Origin of the sequence: Agromyces aurantiacus, assembly GCF_016907355.1 — a bacterium.
In the GTDB taxonomy this organism is placed as follows: Bacteria; Actinomycetota; Actinomycetes; order Actinomycetales; family Microbacteriaceae; genus Agromyces; species Agromyces aurantiacus.
Map to the genome: position 1 here is coordinate 3,302,905 of NZ_JAFBBW010000001.1, position 14,103 is coordinate 3,317,007.

Genomic DNA, 14,103 nt, shown 5'->3' on the forward strand with positions numbered 1-14,103 from the left:
GGCGTGCTGTGGAGGGCGGGTCAGTCCACGCGGCCGAGCGCCAGCGCCGCGTACATGAGCGCCGCCACCGTCTCGCCGTCGCGGATGCGGCCGTCGCGCACCATCCGCATCGTCTCGCCCCACGGCACCGTTCCCACGCGACGGATGCCCTCCTCGGCCTGGTGGTGTTCGGGGCGCGCCGCCGGGGCGGACTCGCGGAGCCCGGTCGCGAGGAAGACGACCTCGCCCGCCCGGCAGACCCCGTTCAGCGCCTGCATGCGACCGATCTCGCGCCAGTGCGCGGCCTCGAGGCCGGTCTCCTCGAGCAGCTCGCGCTGCGCGGCCACGAGCGGGTCGTCGCCGTCGGCGCCGCCGGCCGGCACCTCGACCGATGCGCCGACCGTGTGGCGGTCGAGCGTGACCAGCACGACCTCGTCGTCGTCGGTGAGCGCGACCACGAAGACCGCGGTGTTGCGCAGCTCGACCACGCCGTAGACGCCGTCGCCGCCGTCGGGGCGGACGACCCGGTCTTCGACGACGCGGATCCACGGGTTCTCGTAGACGAGTCGTTGCTCGCGGATGGGCCAGGTCACAGCTTCTCGATCGGCGCGATCTTGATGAGGAGCTTCTTCTGTCCGGCCGAGTCGAACGCGACGTGGGCGATGCGCTTGGTGCCCTCGCCCGTGACCTGGCGCACGGTGCCCTCGCCGAAGTCGGTGTGCCGGATGCGATCGCCCGCCTCGAGCGTGAGGTCGCCGTTGTCGCGCACGGTGCCCGTGACGCGGTTGGCCCACTCGGTCTTCGGAGCGGCCGACCTCGTGACGCTGAACCGCTCGAGGTCGCGGTCGCGCGTGCCCCAGGCTCCGGCGCCTCCGCCGCCCGCGCCGCCGTAGCCGCCGCGCCGCGCGTTGAGCGCGCGCGGCTGCGTGCCGCCGCGGCTCGTGGCCATGCCCGGCGACTGCTTCCAGTCGATGAGCTCGTCGGGGATCTCCTGCAGGTACCGGCTCGGCATCGCGACCGACACCTCGCCGAACTGCGCCCGGCTCATCGCGAGCGAGAGGTACAGCCGCTTGCGCGCACGCGTGATGCCGACGTAGAACAGGCGGCGCTCCTCAGCCGGGCCGCCCGGCTCGGACGCCGACATCTGGTGCGGCAGCAGCCCCTCCTCGATGCCGGTGAGGAACACCGCGTGGTACTCGAGGCCCTTCGCGGTGTGCAGCGTCATGAGCGAGACGGTGCCGGATGCGTCGTCGAGCTCGTCAGCCGCGGCGACGAGCGAGACCTGGGTGAGGAAGTCGACCAGCCCGGCGCCGGGGTTCTCGCGGTCGAAGTCCTTGGTCTGCGCGAGGAGCTCCTCGACGTTCTCGGCGCGCGTCTCGTCCTGCGGGTCGCGGCTGTTGCGCAGCGTCTCGACGAGGCCCGACTTGTCGAGCAGGAACGCGAGGACGTCGGACACCTTCGCGGCGCCCTCGTTCGTCCCCTCATCGAGCCCCTTCTGCGACGGCACGAGCATCGAGGCCGCGGCGTCGAGCAGGTTCGCGAGGCCCTGGATCGCCGTCGTGACCTTCGGGCCGAGGCCGAGCCCGTCGGCCGCGCGCATGCCCTGCCGGAACGAGAGGTCGTTCTGCTCGGCGAAGCTCGCGATGGCCGTCTCGGTGGCCGGGCCGATGCCGCGCTTGGGGGTGTTCAGGATGCGGCGCAGCGCGAGCTCGTCGAGCGGGTTCGCGACGGCGATGAGGTACGCCATCGCATCCTTGATCTCGGCGCGCTCGTAGAACTTGGTGCCGCCGACGACCCGGTACGGCAGGGCGGACCGGACGAAGATCTCCTCCAGCGCGCGCGTCTGCGCATTGGTGCGGTAGAACACGGCGATGTCGCGGTACGCGACGCCCGCGCGGTGCAGCGCCTCGATCTCGTCGGCGACGAACTGGGCCTCATCGTGCGCCGAGTACCCGGTGTAGCCGGTGATCTTCTCGCCGTCGCCGTCGGCCGTCCAGAGCTTCTTCTCCTTGCGGTCGAAGTTGTTCGAGATGACGGCGTTGGCCGCGGACAGGATGTTCTGCGTCGACCGGTAGTTCTGCTCGAGCAGCACGACCTCGGCGCCCGGGAAGTCGCGCTCGAACTCGACGATGTTGCGGATGTCGGCGCCGCGGAACGCGTAGATCGACTGGTCGGAGTCGCCGACGACCGTGAGGCTCGCGCCCGGGATGCGGCCCGTCGCATCCGTCATGCCGCGGACGAGCACGCCGTGCGCGTCGAGCTCGGCGACGACATCGGGCTCGACCGGGCGGGTGAGCTCGCGGATCAGCGCGTACTGCGCGTGGTTCGTGTCCTGGTACTCGTCGACGAGGATGTGCCGGAACCGCCGCTGGTACAGCGCCGCGACCTTGGGGAACGCGCGGAACAGGTAGACCGTCTCGCTGATCAGGTCGTCGAAGTCGAGCGCACTCGCGTCGCGCAGGCGGCGCGTGTACTGGCGGAAGATCTCGAGGAACATGACCTCGTTGGGGTCGTTCGTGTTGACGTTGCGCGCGTAGGTCTCGACGTCGGAGAGCTCGTTCTTCAGCTTGGAGATCTTCGCCTGCGCACTCGCGGGCGTGAAGCCCAGCGTGTCGGCGTCGAGCTCCTTGATGATGCGCTTGAGGATGGTGCGCTGGTCGGCCGAGTCGTAGATCGTGAACGTGCTCGAGAGCCCGATCGCCTCGGCTTCGCGGCGCAGGATGCGCACGCACGCCGAGTGGAATGTGGAGATCCACATGCCGCCTGCCGCCTCGCCGAGCAGCGCCTCGACGCGCTCGCGCATCTCGGCCGCGGCCTTGTTCGTGAACGTGATCGCGAGGATCTGGCTCGGCCACGCCTCGCGACCGTCGATGAGGCTCGCGATGCGGTGCGTGAGCACGCGGGTCTTGCCCGACCCCGCACCCGCGACGATGAGCAGCGCGGGCCCGCGGTACTCGACCGCCTCGCGCTGCTGCGGGTTCAGCCCTGCCGTCAGGCGATCGGATGCCGCGGGGCCGGCGCCGTGCTCGCTGCTCGCGCGGGCATCGGCGGTGGCGACGGGCGCCTCGCGCCAGCCGGTGGGGTCGTCGGGGTCGAGGATCAGCGTCATGTCCTCTCAAGTCTAGGCGCGCCATCCGACAGCGCCCCTCCCCTCCTCGCGCGCTCTCGCGCTCCCCCAGCGGCACCGGATGCCGAGTCCCGCCTTCGTGCGGGTGGACCCGCAGAAACACGGGATTCGGGATGGGGTGGCGAGGGCGTCGCCCGGGCGGACGTCCCGAGTCCCGCCTTCGTGCGGGTGCACCCTCAGAAACACGGGATTCGGGATGGGGTGGCGAGGGCGTCGCCCGGGCGGAACTCCCGAGTCCCGCCTTCGTGCCGGTGCACCGTCAGGAACACGGGATTCGGGATGGAGGTGGCGTGGCGAGGGCGTCGCCCGGGGTGCTGGTGCCGAGTCCCGCCTTGCTGCGGGTGGACCCGCACGAAGGCGGGACTCGGGAGCGAACCGCCGCGCGAAGCGCCCCGCTACCGACCCGGGACGCGGGAGACGGGCCCGAGGCCGACGCTCGCGTACCCCGGGATGAGCACGCCGCGCGCGACGCGACGCGATCGCACCGCGAGCGGGCGCACCGACGCCGCATCGAGCACGGCGTCGACGAGTCCGCGCACCTGCGCCATCGCGAGCGGCGCACCGAGGCAGAAGTGCGCGCCCGCCCCGAACCAGAGCCGGCGCAGGCTCGCGGCGGGGTGGCCGACCGGGTCGAACCCCGGCGCGACGCGGTTCGCGAGGAACGTCGCGAGGATGATCCGGTCGCCGTGCCGCACGGCGACCTCGCCGATCGTCGTCTCGCGCAGCGTGCTGCGCAACATCACGGGCGACGGCGTCGTGACCCGGAGACCCTCCGAGATCGCCGCGTCGATGGGCGTGCGGTCGGCGGCGAGCCGCTCGAGCCATCCGGTGTCGTGCAGCAGGCAGACGAGCCGCGGCAGGTACGCCACGAGGGTCTCGGTGCCCGTGAGCACGAACGCGCCCACGGCGCCGAGCGACTCCTCCTCGTCGAGCCCGAGCGTGCGCATGCGGCCCGGCACGGTCGCGGGGTCGCCCTCGTGCCACGCCCGCGCGGCGTGGACGGTGAGCTCGGACATGACCCCGCGGGCGTGCCGCACCTGCGCGGGCGTCATCCGCGGTCGCGAGAGCCGGACCGCGCCGGTGACCGTGGCGATGCGCCGGAACAGCCGGTCGTCGACGACGTCGGGCGGCAGGCCGACCAGCGTGCTGATCACCGCACTGGCGTACCGCCGCGCGGCGTCGACGAGTTCGACCGTTCCACCCGCGGCGAGCCGCTCCGTCAGCGCAGCGTAGGGCGCGGCGAGCGTGCGGTCGACGAGGTCGTCGACCGCGGCGGGTGTGAAGAGCGGCGCGAGGCGGCGCCGCAGCTCGGCGTGCTCGGCGCCCTCCATGTTGAGCAGCACGCGCGGACCGAGCACGGGCGTCCAGAGGTCGCTCGGCGCACCGGGCCCGTTCTTGGCGAACGCGCTCGGGTCCACGAGCACGCCCCGCAGCAGCGCGGCATCCGTCACCACGACGCCCAGGCGCGGCACGCGCACGACCGGGCGACGGATGGCGCAGAGCAGCGGATACGCGACCGGGTGCGCCGCGCGCATCACGCGCTCCTCCCAGCGCGTGGCGCGCGCGGCGGTGGCGGTGGGCTCGGCCGCGGTGGGCTCGGCGGCTGCGGTGGCGGGCGCGGGCGCCGCGGTGGGCGCGGCTGCCGGACCTGCGCCTGCGGGCGCGGCACCCGAACGCACGGCGATCACCACCGAAGCACCGTGACGCCGAGGCTGATGCCGCCCGCGAGGCCGACGAGCGCGACGAGGCTGCCCGGCCCGACCCGGCCCTGCTCGACCGCGCGGTGCAGCTGGAGCGGCAGCGACACGCTCGCGAGGTTGCCGTGCGACGAGACGGTCTCCTCGGTGATCGCGGGGTCGACGCCGAGCAGGTCGACGATGCGCCGGTGCATGGGCAGCGCCACCTGGTGCACGGCGACGAAGTCGAGCTCGTCGCGGTGCACGCCGAGCGCCGCGAGCGTGTCGCCGAAGATGCCGAGCCCGACGCGCGCGAACGCGCGCTCGAGCGCGCGCCCGTCCATGTCGAAGTAGCTGCCGCCCTGGGCGTGCGGGTTCAGCGACCCGCCGGTGGGCAGCGTGCCGATGCGCCAGTGCTCGGAGTGCGCGGCGAACCGGCTGCCGATGATGCCGACGCCCGGGTCGTCGCTCGCCTCGAGCAGCACGGCCGCGCCGCCGTCGCTCATCGTGTAGCCGGGGAACGAGCGCAGGAACTGCGCGCTCGACTCGAGCCGCCAGCGCACGGCGTGCGAGGGCTGCTCGCCGCTGACGACGAGGGCGCGGCGGGCCTGGCCCGTGGCGATGAGCGCTTCGGCGACCTGCATGCCGGCGAGCAGGCTGTTGCAGGCGTTCTTGACGTCCATGACGGGCGCGGCGACGCCGAGCTTGGCCGCGACGATGTGCGCGGTCGCGGGTTCGATGAGGTCCTGGCTCGCGGAGGCGAACACGAGCAGGTCGACCGGGCCGGGCGACTGGGCGAGCGCGCGGCGCGCGGCGGCGACCGCGAGGTCGGAGGTCTGCCAGCCGTCGTGCCGCACGTGGACGCCGCGCACGCCGGTGAGCCGGGCGATGAGCCCCGACGGCAGCCGCAGCCCGGGGTTCTCCGCGGCGAGGCGCGCCTCGGTCTCCTCGGTGGTGCGCCGGTCGTCGGGCAGGTGGATGCCGAGGCCCGCGATGCGCGCGACGGTGATCCAGCGCGGGGCGGCGTGCCGGTGCGGTGCGGGGGTCGTGAGCGTCATGTGCGGGCTCCAGTCGTCCGGCCGCGGTCGGGCCGGGGGGTGATCAGGGCGCGTTCGATGAGGTCGGCCGCGCCGACGGCGCCGTCGCTGCGGGCGCAGGCGTCGCGGAAGCGCGCGAGCGCGGCGAGGCGGTCGTCGGATGGCGCGAGCGCGCGCCGCACGGCGGCGGCGAGCCGCTCGGCGCCGGCCGGTCCGGTGCGCAGGACGCGCGCGTCGAGCTGTTCGGCGAGGTCGTGGTGCACGAGGCGCGCCGCGACATCCGGCTGGTCGTAGTCGATCGGCACGACGACCGCGGGCCGGCCGGCGGCGAGCGCGGCCTGCGCGATGCCCGTGCCGCCGTGATGCACGATCGCGTCGTAGCGGTCGAGCCGGTCGTAGTCGACGTAGTCGACGATGCGCACGCGATCCACGCGATCGGATGCCCCGGCCGCGCGGGGATTCGCGATGTCGCTGCCGCCGAGCGAGAGGTCGAAGCGCACGGCGGGGACGAGCGCGGCGACCTCGTCGAGCATCGCGACGAGCCGGGCCTTCTCGGTCGCGAGGTGCGTGCCGAACGCGACCAGCACGCGCGGGATGCGCGCAGCGGCCCGGGGGATCGCGGACGTCGCGCCGCCCGCGTCCTCGTCCTGGGCGTCCTCGGCGTCGTCGCCGTCGGCGGCGCCCGCGCCCCACGCGCCCGGCCGGCCGGGCGGTGAGTACCGCACGGGGCCGACGAAGCGCACGGCCTCGGGCCAGCTGCGCGGCAGCTCGAGCTCGCGCAGCCCGAGCGCGAGGATCGTGTCGGGCGAGTAGGCCTGCTCGGTGCCGTCGGCGCGGAACACGCCCGTGACGCCGAGCGCCCGCAGCGGGCGGGCGTTGAGCGCGAAGACGCTCCGCTTGAAGGCGCGCACGGCCGCCCGCGCGGCGGCGTCGCGCACGCGGCCGGCGGGGCCGCCAGGCGGGAGCAGCCCGCCGCAGTACGCGGGCGTGCCGTCCATCGAGCCGATCGCGGCGGGCGAGGGCATGGCCGTGAACCAGCGCGCGCCGTGCTGCCGCGCGACGGGGCCGGCGACGGGCAGCGTGAAGTCGGCGACGACGACCGCGGGCGGGTCGTCGCGCCATCCGCGGTCGAGGTCGTCGCGGATCGCGCCGAGCACCGCGAGCGTCGCGCGGAACTGGCGGTGCAGCCGCACGGGGTGGCGGCCGATGCGCTCGGCAGGCTCGGCGATGGCCGCGACCGTCGCGTCGTCGGCGGATTCGAGCGCGTGGGCGGGCAGGCCCGCCGCCTCGATGCGGGATCGCGCCGCCGCCGTGCTCGTGACCCGCACCGGGATGCCGCGGCGCGCGAGCTCCACGCCGACGCCGAGGATCGGGTGCAGGTGGCCCGCGAACGGCGGCGCGACGAGCGCGACGTGCTGGCTCATGCGATGCCTCCTCCGCGACGAACCGGACGGCCCGCCGCGCCGGGTGCGCCCGCACGGAGTCGCTCGACCGCGGCGGACGCGATCGCCGCGAACTCGGGCGAGGCGAGGTAGTCGAGGTGGCCCGCATCGACCTCGTGGTCGACGAGCCCGGTGCGCCGCACCCACGCTCGCGCGAGCGCGTCGCGTCGCCCGACCACGACCTCGAGGCTCGCCGCGGGCCGTGACCGCGCGACCGGCCCGTAGGCGAGCACGTGCACGCCCGCGAGCGCTGCCGCGTCGAGCCCGAGGTTGGCGAGCAGCTCGAGCCCGCAGCTGCCCGCGAGCACGAGCGTGCGGTCGGCGCGGGCGAGCGCCTCGCCGACCGCGGCCGCGTGCCGTCGCGCGAACGAGGGCCTCCGCGAACCGGCGTAGTCGCGCGCGTTCCGCACGCTCGCGAGGGGCAGGGGCGTGGGCCGCCACGGCCCGCTCGCGGGCGCATACGGGAAGTTCACGTCGAGCCGCTCGTGGGCCGCGACCGGCAGCGCGTCGAGGAACGCCGACTGCGCGGGCGAGAGCGCCGTCGTCGACGGATCACTGCGGCCCGTGAGGAAGCCGACGAGGAGGGTCATGGCCGCACCGCCTCGAACCGGTCGTTGGCGTGCACGAGGTAGCGCCGCCCGCGCCACGTGATGCGCCGGTCGGCGAGCGCCCCCGCGAACTGCAGCGGCAGGGCCAGATCGGCCGCGAGCGAGCGCACCGGGTCGTGGCGGACGCGCCCCGTGAGGGCGCGCTGCACGCCCGCGATCACGGCCGAGCGCACGAGCACCGCGGCGAGCGCTGCGCCCACGTTCGGCCGGGTCGGCCGGGCGACCGCGACCCCGGCAGCGGTCGCGAGCAGCGCCGGGGGCAGCGCGTACGCCGCGACCAGCGCGGCGCGCCATCCGACCGGCTCGGCCCGAAGGGCGAGGGTTGCGAAGACCATCCAGCGATGCATGAGCGCGCGATACGCGAGCGCGTCGGGCACGGTGGTCGAGACGAACTGCGGCGCCTCGGTCTGGTCGATCGCGCCGCCCGCCGCGCGGACCCGCTCGGCCACGGCGAGGTCGTCCGCGAGGAGCGGCACGAGGGGCGCGAATCCGCCGAGGCGGTCGAGCGTGGCGCGGCGCATCGCCCACGCCATGCCGTTGAGCGCCCGCGCCGGGCCCGCCGCCGAGGTGGCCAGGTAGGTCAGGATCGCCTGGTCGTTCACGAACTGCGCGACGAGCCGCGACCAGCCGCCCGGACCCGGCGCGTAGCACGGCAGACCGGTGCTGACCTCCGCGATGCGGAGGCCGTCGAGGAGCGCTGCGACCCCATCGGGCGTGAGGCGCGTGTCGTCGTCGACGACGGCGAACACCTCGGTGCGCAGCAGCGGCTCGGCGTGCGCGAGCTTCGCCATCTTCGGCCCCGCGTCGGGCGGGCAGGGCGGGCAGTCGACGACCGCGACGTCGGCGAGCGGATGTCGCGCACGCGCCGCGTCGGCGGCTCGCCGGCCCTCGGGGTCGTCCTCGTCCACCAGCCACAGCACGCGTGCGTCGGGGCACGCCTCGAGCGTCGCGGCGAGCGTGCGCTCGAGCTGCGGGTCGCCCGACCGGATCGGCTGCACGATCGTGAGCTCGGCGGTCGCGATCGGCGCACCGGTCGCCGCGCGCAGCCGCGCGCGCCGCCGTGCCACGGCGAGCGCCGCGAGACCCGCCTTCGCGCCGAGGAGCACGGCATACGTCGCGGCGGCCGCGATCGCGACGCGGTCGGCGCGGTTCATCGCGCTGCCTCGCGGGCGGCGCGGGCGCCGGGGATGGCCCGGGCAGCGCGGGCGGCGGGGGCGGCGCGCGCCTCCGCCTCGGCGCGGGCGGCGGCGACCGTGCGGTCGAGCGCCTCGTCCATGCCCACCGCCGGCGGCCCGAAGAGCCCGCGTGCACGCGTGTCGTCGAACGTCTTCGACGACGCGAGCAGCCACACGGCGTACCGCGTGAGCGGCGGCTCGCCGGGCAGCCGGCCGACGCGCCACGCGGTCTCGGCGGCGGTCGCGATCGCGAGCGCGGGCGCGCGCCGGATCGTGCGGCGCGGCACGGGCAGCCCGAGCTCATGGAGCAGGCGCGCGATCGTCGGCATGATCGGCACGGGCTCGCCGTTGGTGAGGTTGACGGTGAGCCCCGCGAGGCCGGGGCGCAGCGCGGCCTCGACGAGCTGCGCGACGAGCGTGTCGATGTACACGAGGTCGCCCATCGCCGGATGCCGAGGGTCGCCGAGGAACGGCAGCCGGCCGCCGCGCACCGCCTCGAGGATGCGCGGCAGCAGCGTCGTGTCGCCGGGCCCGAACACCGCGCGTGGTCGCGCGACGACCCACTCCCCCGGATGCCGTCGCACGAGCTCCTCGCCCGCGTGCTTGGTGCGCGCGTACTCGTTCAGGAACCGCGGACCGGCCGGGCTCGACTCGGTCAGCCCGAACTGGTCGGCGGGCCGGTAGAGCACCGACGTCGACGACACGTAGACGACCCGCCGCGTGCCGCACCTCCGCGCGAGATCGAGCACGTTCGCGGTCGCGTCGACATTCTGCGCGCGGAACTGCGCGCGCGTGCCCCACTGGCTCGTGCGGGCCGCGGCGTGCACGATCACGTCGGGACGGAACGCGTCGCCGAACGGCAGCGCGACGGGCCGGGCCAGGTCGAGGCTCGCGACATCCGGATCCTCGACGCGGCGCCGCCCGACGCCCCGGACGTCGACGCCGGGATGCACGCGGAACGCGCGCAGGAGCGCGCCGCCCACGAACCCGGTCGCGCCCGTGACGAGCACGCGCGTCCGCTCATCCGGCATGCACGGCCCCCTCCGCCACGGCCGCCGCCTCGGGTGTCGCCTCGGCGGGGCTCGTGGACGCGCCCGCCGCCCGCCGGATCCGCACGAGCTTGTCGCCCGGCGGGGGCGGTGCCCACGCGGTGATGCGAACGTCCGGAGGCCTCGCGCCGACGGTCGCGAACAGCCCGGCGAGGGCCCGCCGCACCGCCGTGTCGAGCGCGGCGTCCGCGCGCGCGTCGCCCGTGCGCTCGAGCGCGACCTCGAGCCGGCCCGGCGTCCAGCGGATCGCCCACTCGGCGCCATCCTCCCGGCCGCCGGAATCGCCGTCGGCGACCGCGAGCGCCATCGCGCGCCGGATCGTGTCGGGGAACACGCGGACCGTGCCGCCGTCGGGGCCGAGCGCCTCGACGACCTCGTCGGCGCGGCCCTCGACCGCCTCGATCACGCGCGACGGGTCGCCGCACGGGCAGGTGGCGGGGGCGTCCCAGTCGGCCCCCGCCGGCAGACGCAGCACGTCGTCGAGCCGGTAGCGCACCACGAGCTGCGTGCGCCGCTCGAGGTCGGTGACGATCGGCGTGAACCGGCGGTGCTCGGTATCGAGCCACTCGGGCTCGACCACCACTCCGCGCTCGTTGAGGTGCAGCCGCCCGTGCGCGCAGTCGAGGGCGAGCAGGCCTTCGGTCGCCTGGTAGACCCGGCGCGGGCGCACGCCCCACGCCCGCTCGGCCGCCTCGGCGTCGGCGGGGTCGAACACCTCGGCGACCGCGACCACGGTGCGCGGCGCGATCGCGAGCCCGCCGCGGCGCTGCGCCCGGGCGAGGTCGCCGAGCACGCTCGCGGGTGCGACGAGCACGTCGGGCCGGGCCGCGGCGACGGCGGCGAGCACGTCGGCGAACGCCGCCACCAGGTCGACGAACCGGAAGTCGAGGCGGCGGCTGGCCACCGACTCGTACAAGGTGCTGTTCGCGCGCAGGCAGAACGCGATGCGCACGGGCGCGCGCCATGGCACGAGCAGCTGCCGGAGGCTTCGGCGGTCGAGCAGACGGCCGAGCACCGTGCCCGCCCACCGCATCCGCTCGGACGCATCGACGAGGAACACCCCCGGGCGCCCCGACGTGCCGCTCGAGAGACCGACCGTGATGCCGCCGGGCAGCAGCCCGGAGAAGTCGCGCGTGCGCTCGGCCGTGCGCGCTGCCGCGAGGGCCGCCTCGAGGTCGATGCCGAGGGCGTTCCATCCGGCGAAGTCGGCCAGCACCGCGGCTTTGTCGACGACCGGGACGTCGGCCAGTGCGGCGTACCCGTGCGCGGACGCGGTCGCGCGCGGCATCCGCTCGCGCAGCAGTCGACGGATGGCGCGCCGCCGGTGCCGCTCGAGCCCGCGGCGGGTCGTGAACCGCACGCCCCAGCGCGAGCGCGCGAACGAGCCCACCGCGTCCATCCGTCCCCCGTCCGCACGCCGGCGCGGGTGAACCCCCGCGTGCTGCTGAATCGTAGCGGAGCGCTTGGCCGCCACCCCGGCGGCCACGCGAGCCGCCGCTGGGCTGTCGGCCGGCGCCGCCGCGCGCCGCCCGACGGCCCCCGGCTCTCCCGAGTCCCGGGTTCCAGCGGGTCCACCCGCACCAAGGCGGGACTCGGCGACATCACCACCACGCGAGACGCCACCCCGCACCATCCCCCCTCCCGAGTCCCGGGTTCCAGCGGGTCCACCCGCACCAAGGCAGGACTCGGCGACATCACCACCACGCGAGACGCCACCCCGCACCATCCCCCTCCCGAGTCCCGGGTTCCGGCGGGTGCACCCGCACCAAGGCGGGACTCGACGACCATCACCACCACGCGAGACCCCACCCCACACCCCATCCCCCTCCCGAGTCCCGGGTTTCAGCGAGTGCACCCGCAGAAAGGCGGGACTCGCGACGCTGGAAGCCGCGAGCGGCGCGCGAGCGCGCGGCGCGCGAGCGCGCGGAGCCGCCCCGTCAGGCGCGCGCGAGCGCCCGGCGCGCCTCGACGCCGAGGTCGGGGTGGTCGAGGAACACTCCGTCGACACCGGTGCGCATGATCCGCGTGAACGCGCCGAGCCAGTCGCCCCACGCGCTGCGGGCCGCACCCCGCCGGAACGCCGGCGCGAGGAAGCGGTTCTCGGGTCGCAGCGTCCACGTGTACACCGCGAGCCCGGCCGCGTGCGCCGCATCGACGAGCTCCGAGCCGCGCAACGGCGCGCCCGGCCCGGCGAGCCCCGCGCCGCCGGCGACGTCGGTCGACGACCGGGGCCCGCCGAGCAGCCGCGCCGTGCCGACGCTCACGCCGTCGACGACACCCGAGAGCCCGAGCAGCCCCTCCTCGGTCACGAACGAGTCGTACGTACGGGCCCGCCCGCCGGTGCCCGCCGCGGCCGACACGAGGTCCCACGGCGCGCCGCGGTCCTCGATCAGCAGCACCTTCGGGCCGTCGAGGCCGCGGTCGCGCAGGCGTGCGAGCAGCGTTGGCTCGAACGACTCCGAGATGAGGCGCCCGCCGCCGCGCCCCCACCCGGCCGCCGAGAGCTCGGCCGCGAACAGCTCGTCGAGCGGCAGGCCGAGCCCTTCGAAGTAGGTCGCGTGCTTGAACTCGGCGACGAGGCGGATGGCGCGGCCCGTCTCGTCGGCCGCGTCGTCCAGCAGCGCAAGCAGGTCGCGCAGCCGGATCACCGGCTCGCGCCCGTCGAAGGTCGCACTGTGCTGCCGGATCGCGCCGAGCCGCTCGGTCGCGCGGAGCGTGGAGAGCTCGGCCCACGTGAAGTCCTCGGTGAACCAGCCCGTGAGCGGCCGTCCGTCGATCTCGCGCGTCGTGCGGCGCGACGCGAACTCGGCGCGGGACGCGACATCCGTCGTGCCGGAGATCTCGTTCTCGTGCCGCAGCACGAGCACGCCGTCGCGCGTGGCGACGAGGTCGGGCTCGACCGCGTCGGCGCCGAGCGCGAACGCGAGCCGGTACGACGCCTCCGTGTGCTCGGGACGGTACCCGGGCGCACCGCGGTGCCCGATGACGAGGGGACGCTCGACGGGGCCAGGCACCATGCGCCCAGCGTATCGAGGGGCGGTGCGCCGGGGCCCGCGGCGGCCGGGCTCACAGGAATGCGCGGCGGATTCTCGGCGTTGAAACGGAGGAACCCGGTAGGTTTGGAGGACGCGCCCGACCCCGGGCGCTCGATTCCCCTCCACCCGACGGAAAGCCGAAAGCAGAGGAACCACAGCAATGGCTCTCAACAACCCCGCCTTCTCACGTAATGAGGCGTTCTCCAACCAGGGGGCGGTGGCTGTCGCGCAGGACATGTCCGCCCAGCAGTTGCAGGACATGTACAACCAGCCCGCCACGCTCCCCGACCGCGAGGTCATGACGATCGAGGACTCGATCGCGAAGTCCGCCGCGACGTTCGGCGTGCTCCTCGTCGGCGCCGCGATCGGCTGGCTGACGGTCCAGTCCGTCCCGTTCCTCTGGATCGGCGCCGGCCTGGTCGGCTTCGTGCTCGCGCTCGTCAACATCTTCAAGCGCGAGCCGTCGCCCGCGCTCATCCTCGCCTACGCCGGCGCCCAGGGCATCTTCCTCGGCGGGATCTCGGCGTGGTACGAGCTGTCGTACGGCGGCGGCATCGTCGCGCAGGCCGTGATCGCGACGCTCGTGGTCGTGGGCGTGACGCTCGCGCTGTTCGCGTCGGGCAAGATCCGCGCATCGAAGCGCGCCACCAAGGTCTTCCTCGTCGCGATGATCGGGTACCTCGTGTTCTCGCTCGTGAACATGGGTCTCGTGTTCTTCGGCGCGATCGACAACCCGTGGGGCGTCCGCGGGTTCGAGATCATGGGCATCCCGCTCGGCGTGATCATCGGCGTCCTCGTGGTCATCATGGGCGCGTACTCGCTCGTGCTCGACTTCGACTTCATCCAGCAGGGCGTGCGCAACCGCGCGCCGCGCAAGTACGGCTGGACCGGCGCCTTCGGCGTGATGGTCACCGTCATCTGGCTGTACCTCGAGATCCTGCGCATCCTCGCGATCGCACGCGACTAGCCTCGCGA

11 protein-coding genes are annotated in these 14,103 nt (G+C 75.0%); 1 reads left to right on the plus strand and 10 read right to left on the minus strand.

What is annotated here, in order from left to right; translation table 11 throughout:
- Positions 1-20: 20 nt before the first annotated feature.
- The 10 genes from JOD46_RS15575 to JOD46_RS15620 all read right to left on the minus strand — a co-directional run bounded on the left by JOD46_RS15575 (position 21) and on the right by JOD46_RS15620 (position 13,110).
- Positions 21-572 carry an NUDIX domain-containing protein gene (locus JOD46_RS15575; protein ID WP_204395403.1) on the minus strand — a complete coding sequence of 184 codons (552 nt, stop codon included), beginning with the start codon at positions 570-572 and terminating at the stop codon, positions 21-23.
- Positions 569-3,088 (minus strand): ATP-dependent helicase, encoded by a 2,520-nt coding sequence (locus JOD46_RS15580; RefSeq protein ID WP_204395404.1) that lies wholly within the window; start codon positions 3,086-3,088, stop codon positions 569-571. The genes JOD46_RS15575 and JOD46_RS15580 overlap by 4 nt, the downstream gene beginning before the upstream one ends.
- A gap of 413 nt (positions 3,089-3,501) precedes the next feature.
- Positions 3,502-4,797 carry a cytochrome P450 gene (locus JOD46_RS15585; protein ID WP_307835066.1) on the minus strand — a complete coding sequence of 432 codons (1,296 nt, stop codon included), beginning with the start codon at positions 4,795-4,797 and terminating at the stop codon, positions 3,502-3,504.
- Entirely contained in the window at positions 4,791-5,840 is a 1,050-nt protein-coding gene (locus JOD46_RS15590) for a 3-oxoacyl-ACP synthase III family protein (protein ID WP_204395405.1), read from the minus strand. Before JOD46_RS15590 ends, JOD46_RS15585 begins: the two co-directional genes overlap by 7 nt.
- Positions 5,837-7,243: a glycosyltransferase gene (locus JOD46_RS15595; RefSeq protein WP_204395406.1), complete on the minus strand. Its 1,407-nt coding sequence runs from the start codon at positions 7,241-7,243 to the stop codon at positions 5,837-5,839. The genes JOD46_RS15590 and JOD46_RS15595 overlap by 4 nt, the downstream gene beginning before the upstream one ends.
- Positions 7,240-7,851, minus strand: coding sequence for a hypothetical protein (locus JOD46_RS15600; protein WP_204395407.1), 612 nt, complete (start codon positions 7,849-7,851; stop codon positions 7,240-7,242). The genes JOD46_RS15595 and JOD46_RS15600 overlap by 4 nt, the downstream gene beginning before the upstream one ends.
- Positions 7,848-9,023, minus strand: coding sequence for a glycosyltransferase (locus tag JOD46_RS15605; RefSeq protein WP_204395408.1), 1,176 nt, complete (start codon positions 9,021-9,023; stop codon positions 7,848-7,850). The genes JOD46_RS15600 and JOD46_RS15605 overlap by 4 nt, the downstream gene beginning before the upstream one ends.
- Positions 9,020-10,075, minus strand: a complete 1,056-nt coding sequence (locus JOD46_RS15610) for an NAD-dependent epimerase/dehydratase family protein (protein WP_204395409.1) — start codon at positions 10,073-10,075, stop codon at positions 9,020-9,022. Before JOD46_RS15610 ends, JOD46_RS15605 begins: the two co-directional genes overlap by 4 nt.
- Positions 10,065-11,492: a F390 synthetase-related protein gene (locus JOD46_RS15615; RefSeq protein WP_204395410.1), complete on the minus strand. Its 1,428-nt coding sequence runs from the start codon at positions 11,490-11,492 to the stop codon at positions 10,065-10,067. The genes JOD46_RS15610 and JOD46_RS15615 overlap by 11 nt, the downstream gene beginning before the upstream one ends.
- Before the next feature lie 538 nt (positions 11,493-12,030).
- Positions 12,031-13,110: a glycerophosphodiester phosphodiesterase family protein gene (locus JOD46_RS15620; protein WP_204395411.1), complete on the minus strand. Its 1,080-nt coding sequence runs from the start codon at positions 13,108-13,110 to the stop codon at positions 12,031-12,033.
- A 178-nt stretch (positions 13,111-13,288) separates the two neighbouring features.
- Between JOD46_RS15620 and JOD46_RS15625 the strand changes: the two genes are divergently transcribed.
- Entirely contained in the window at positions 13,289-14,095 is an 807-nt protein-coding gene (locus JOD46_RS15625; RefSeq protein ID WP_204395412.1) for a Bax inhibitor-1/YccA family protein, read from the plus strand.
- The last annotated feature ends 8 nt before the right edge of the window (positions 14,096-14,103 follow it).

Bases quoted from the DNA above. Each gene is read 5' to 3' on its own strand.
- JOD46_RS15580 (WP_204395404.1), bottom strand. From the start codon at position 3,088: ATGACGCTGATCCTCGACCCCGACGACCCCACCGGCTGGCGCGAGGCG.
- JOD46_RS15590 (WP_204395405.1), bottom strand. From the start codon at position 5,840: ATGACGCTCACGACCCCCGCACCGCACCGGCACGCCGCCCCGCGCTGG.
- JOD46_RS15595 (WP_204395406.1), bottom strand. From the start codon at position 7,243: ATGAGCCAGCACGTCGCGCTCGTCGCGCCGCCGTTCGCGGGCCACCTG.
- JOD46_RS15600 (WP_204395407.1), bottom strand. From the start codon at position 7,851: ATGACCCTCCTCGTCGGCTTCCTCACGGGCCGCAGTGATCCGTCGACG.
- JOD46_RS15605 (WP_204395408.1), bottom strand. From the start codon at position 9,023: ATGAACCGCGCCGACCGCGTCGCGATCGCGGCCGCCGCGACGTATGCC.
- JOD46_RS15610 (WP_204395409.1), bottom strand. From the start codon at position 10,075: ATGCCGGATGAGCGGACGCGCGTGCTCGTCACGGGCGCGACCGGGTTC.
- JOD46_RS15615 (WP_204395410.1), bottom strand. From the start codon at position 11,492: ATGGACGCGGTGGGCTCGTTCGCGCGCTCGCGCTGGGGCGTGCGGTTC.
- JOD46_RS15620 (WP_204395411.1), bottom strand. From the start codon at position 13,110: ATGGTGCCTGGCCCCGTCGAGCGTCCCCTCGTCATCGGGCACCGCGGT.
- JOD46_RS15625 (WP_204395412.1), top strand. From the start codon at position 13,289: ATGGCTCTCAACAACCCCGCCTTCTCACGTAATGAGGCGTTCTCCAAC.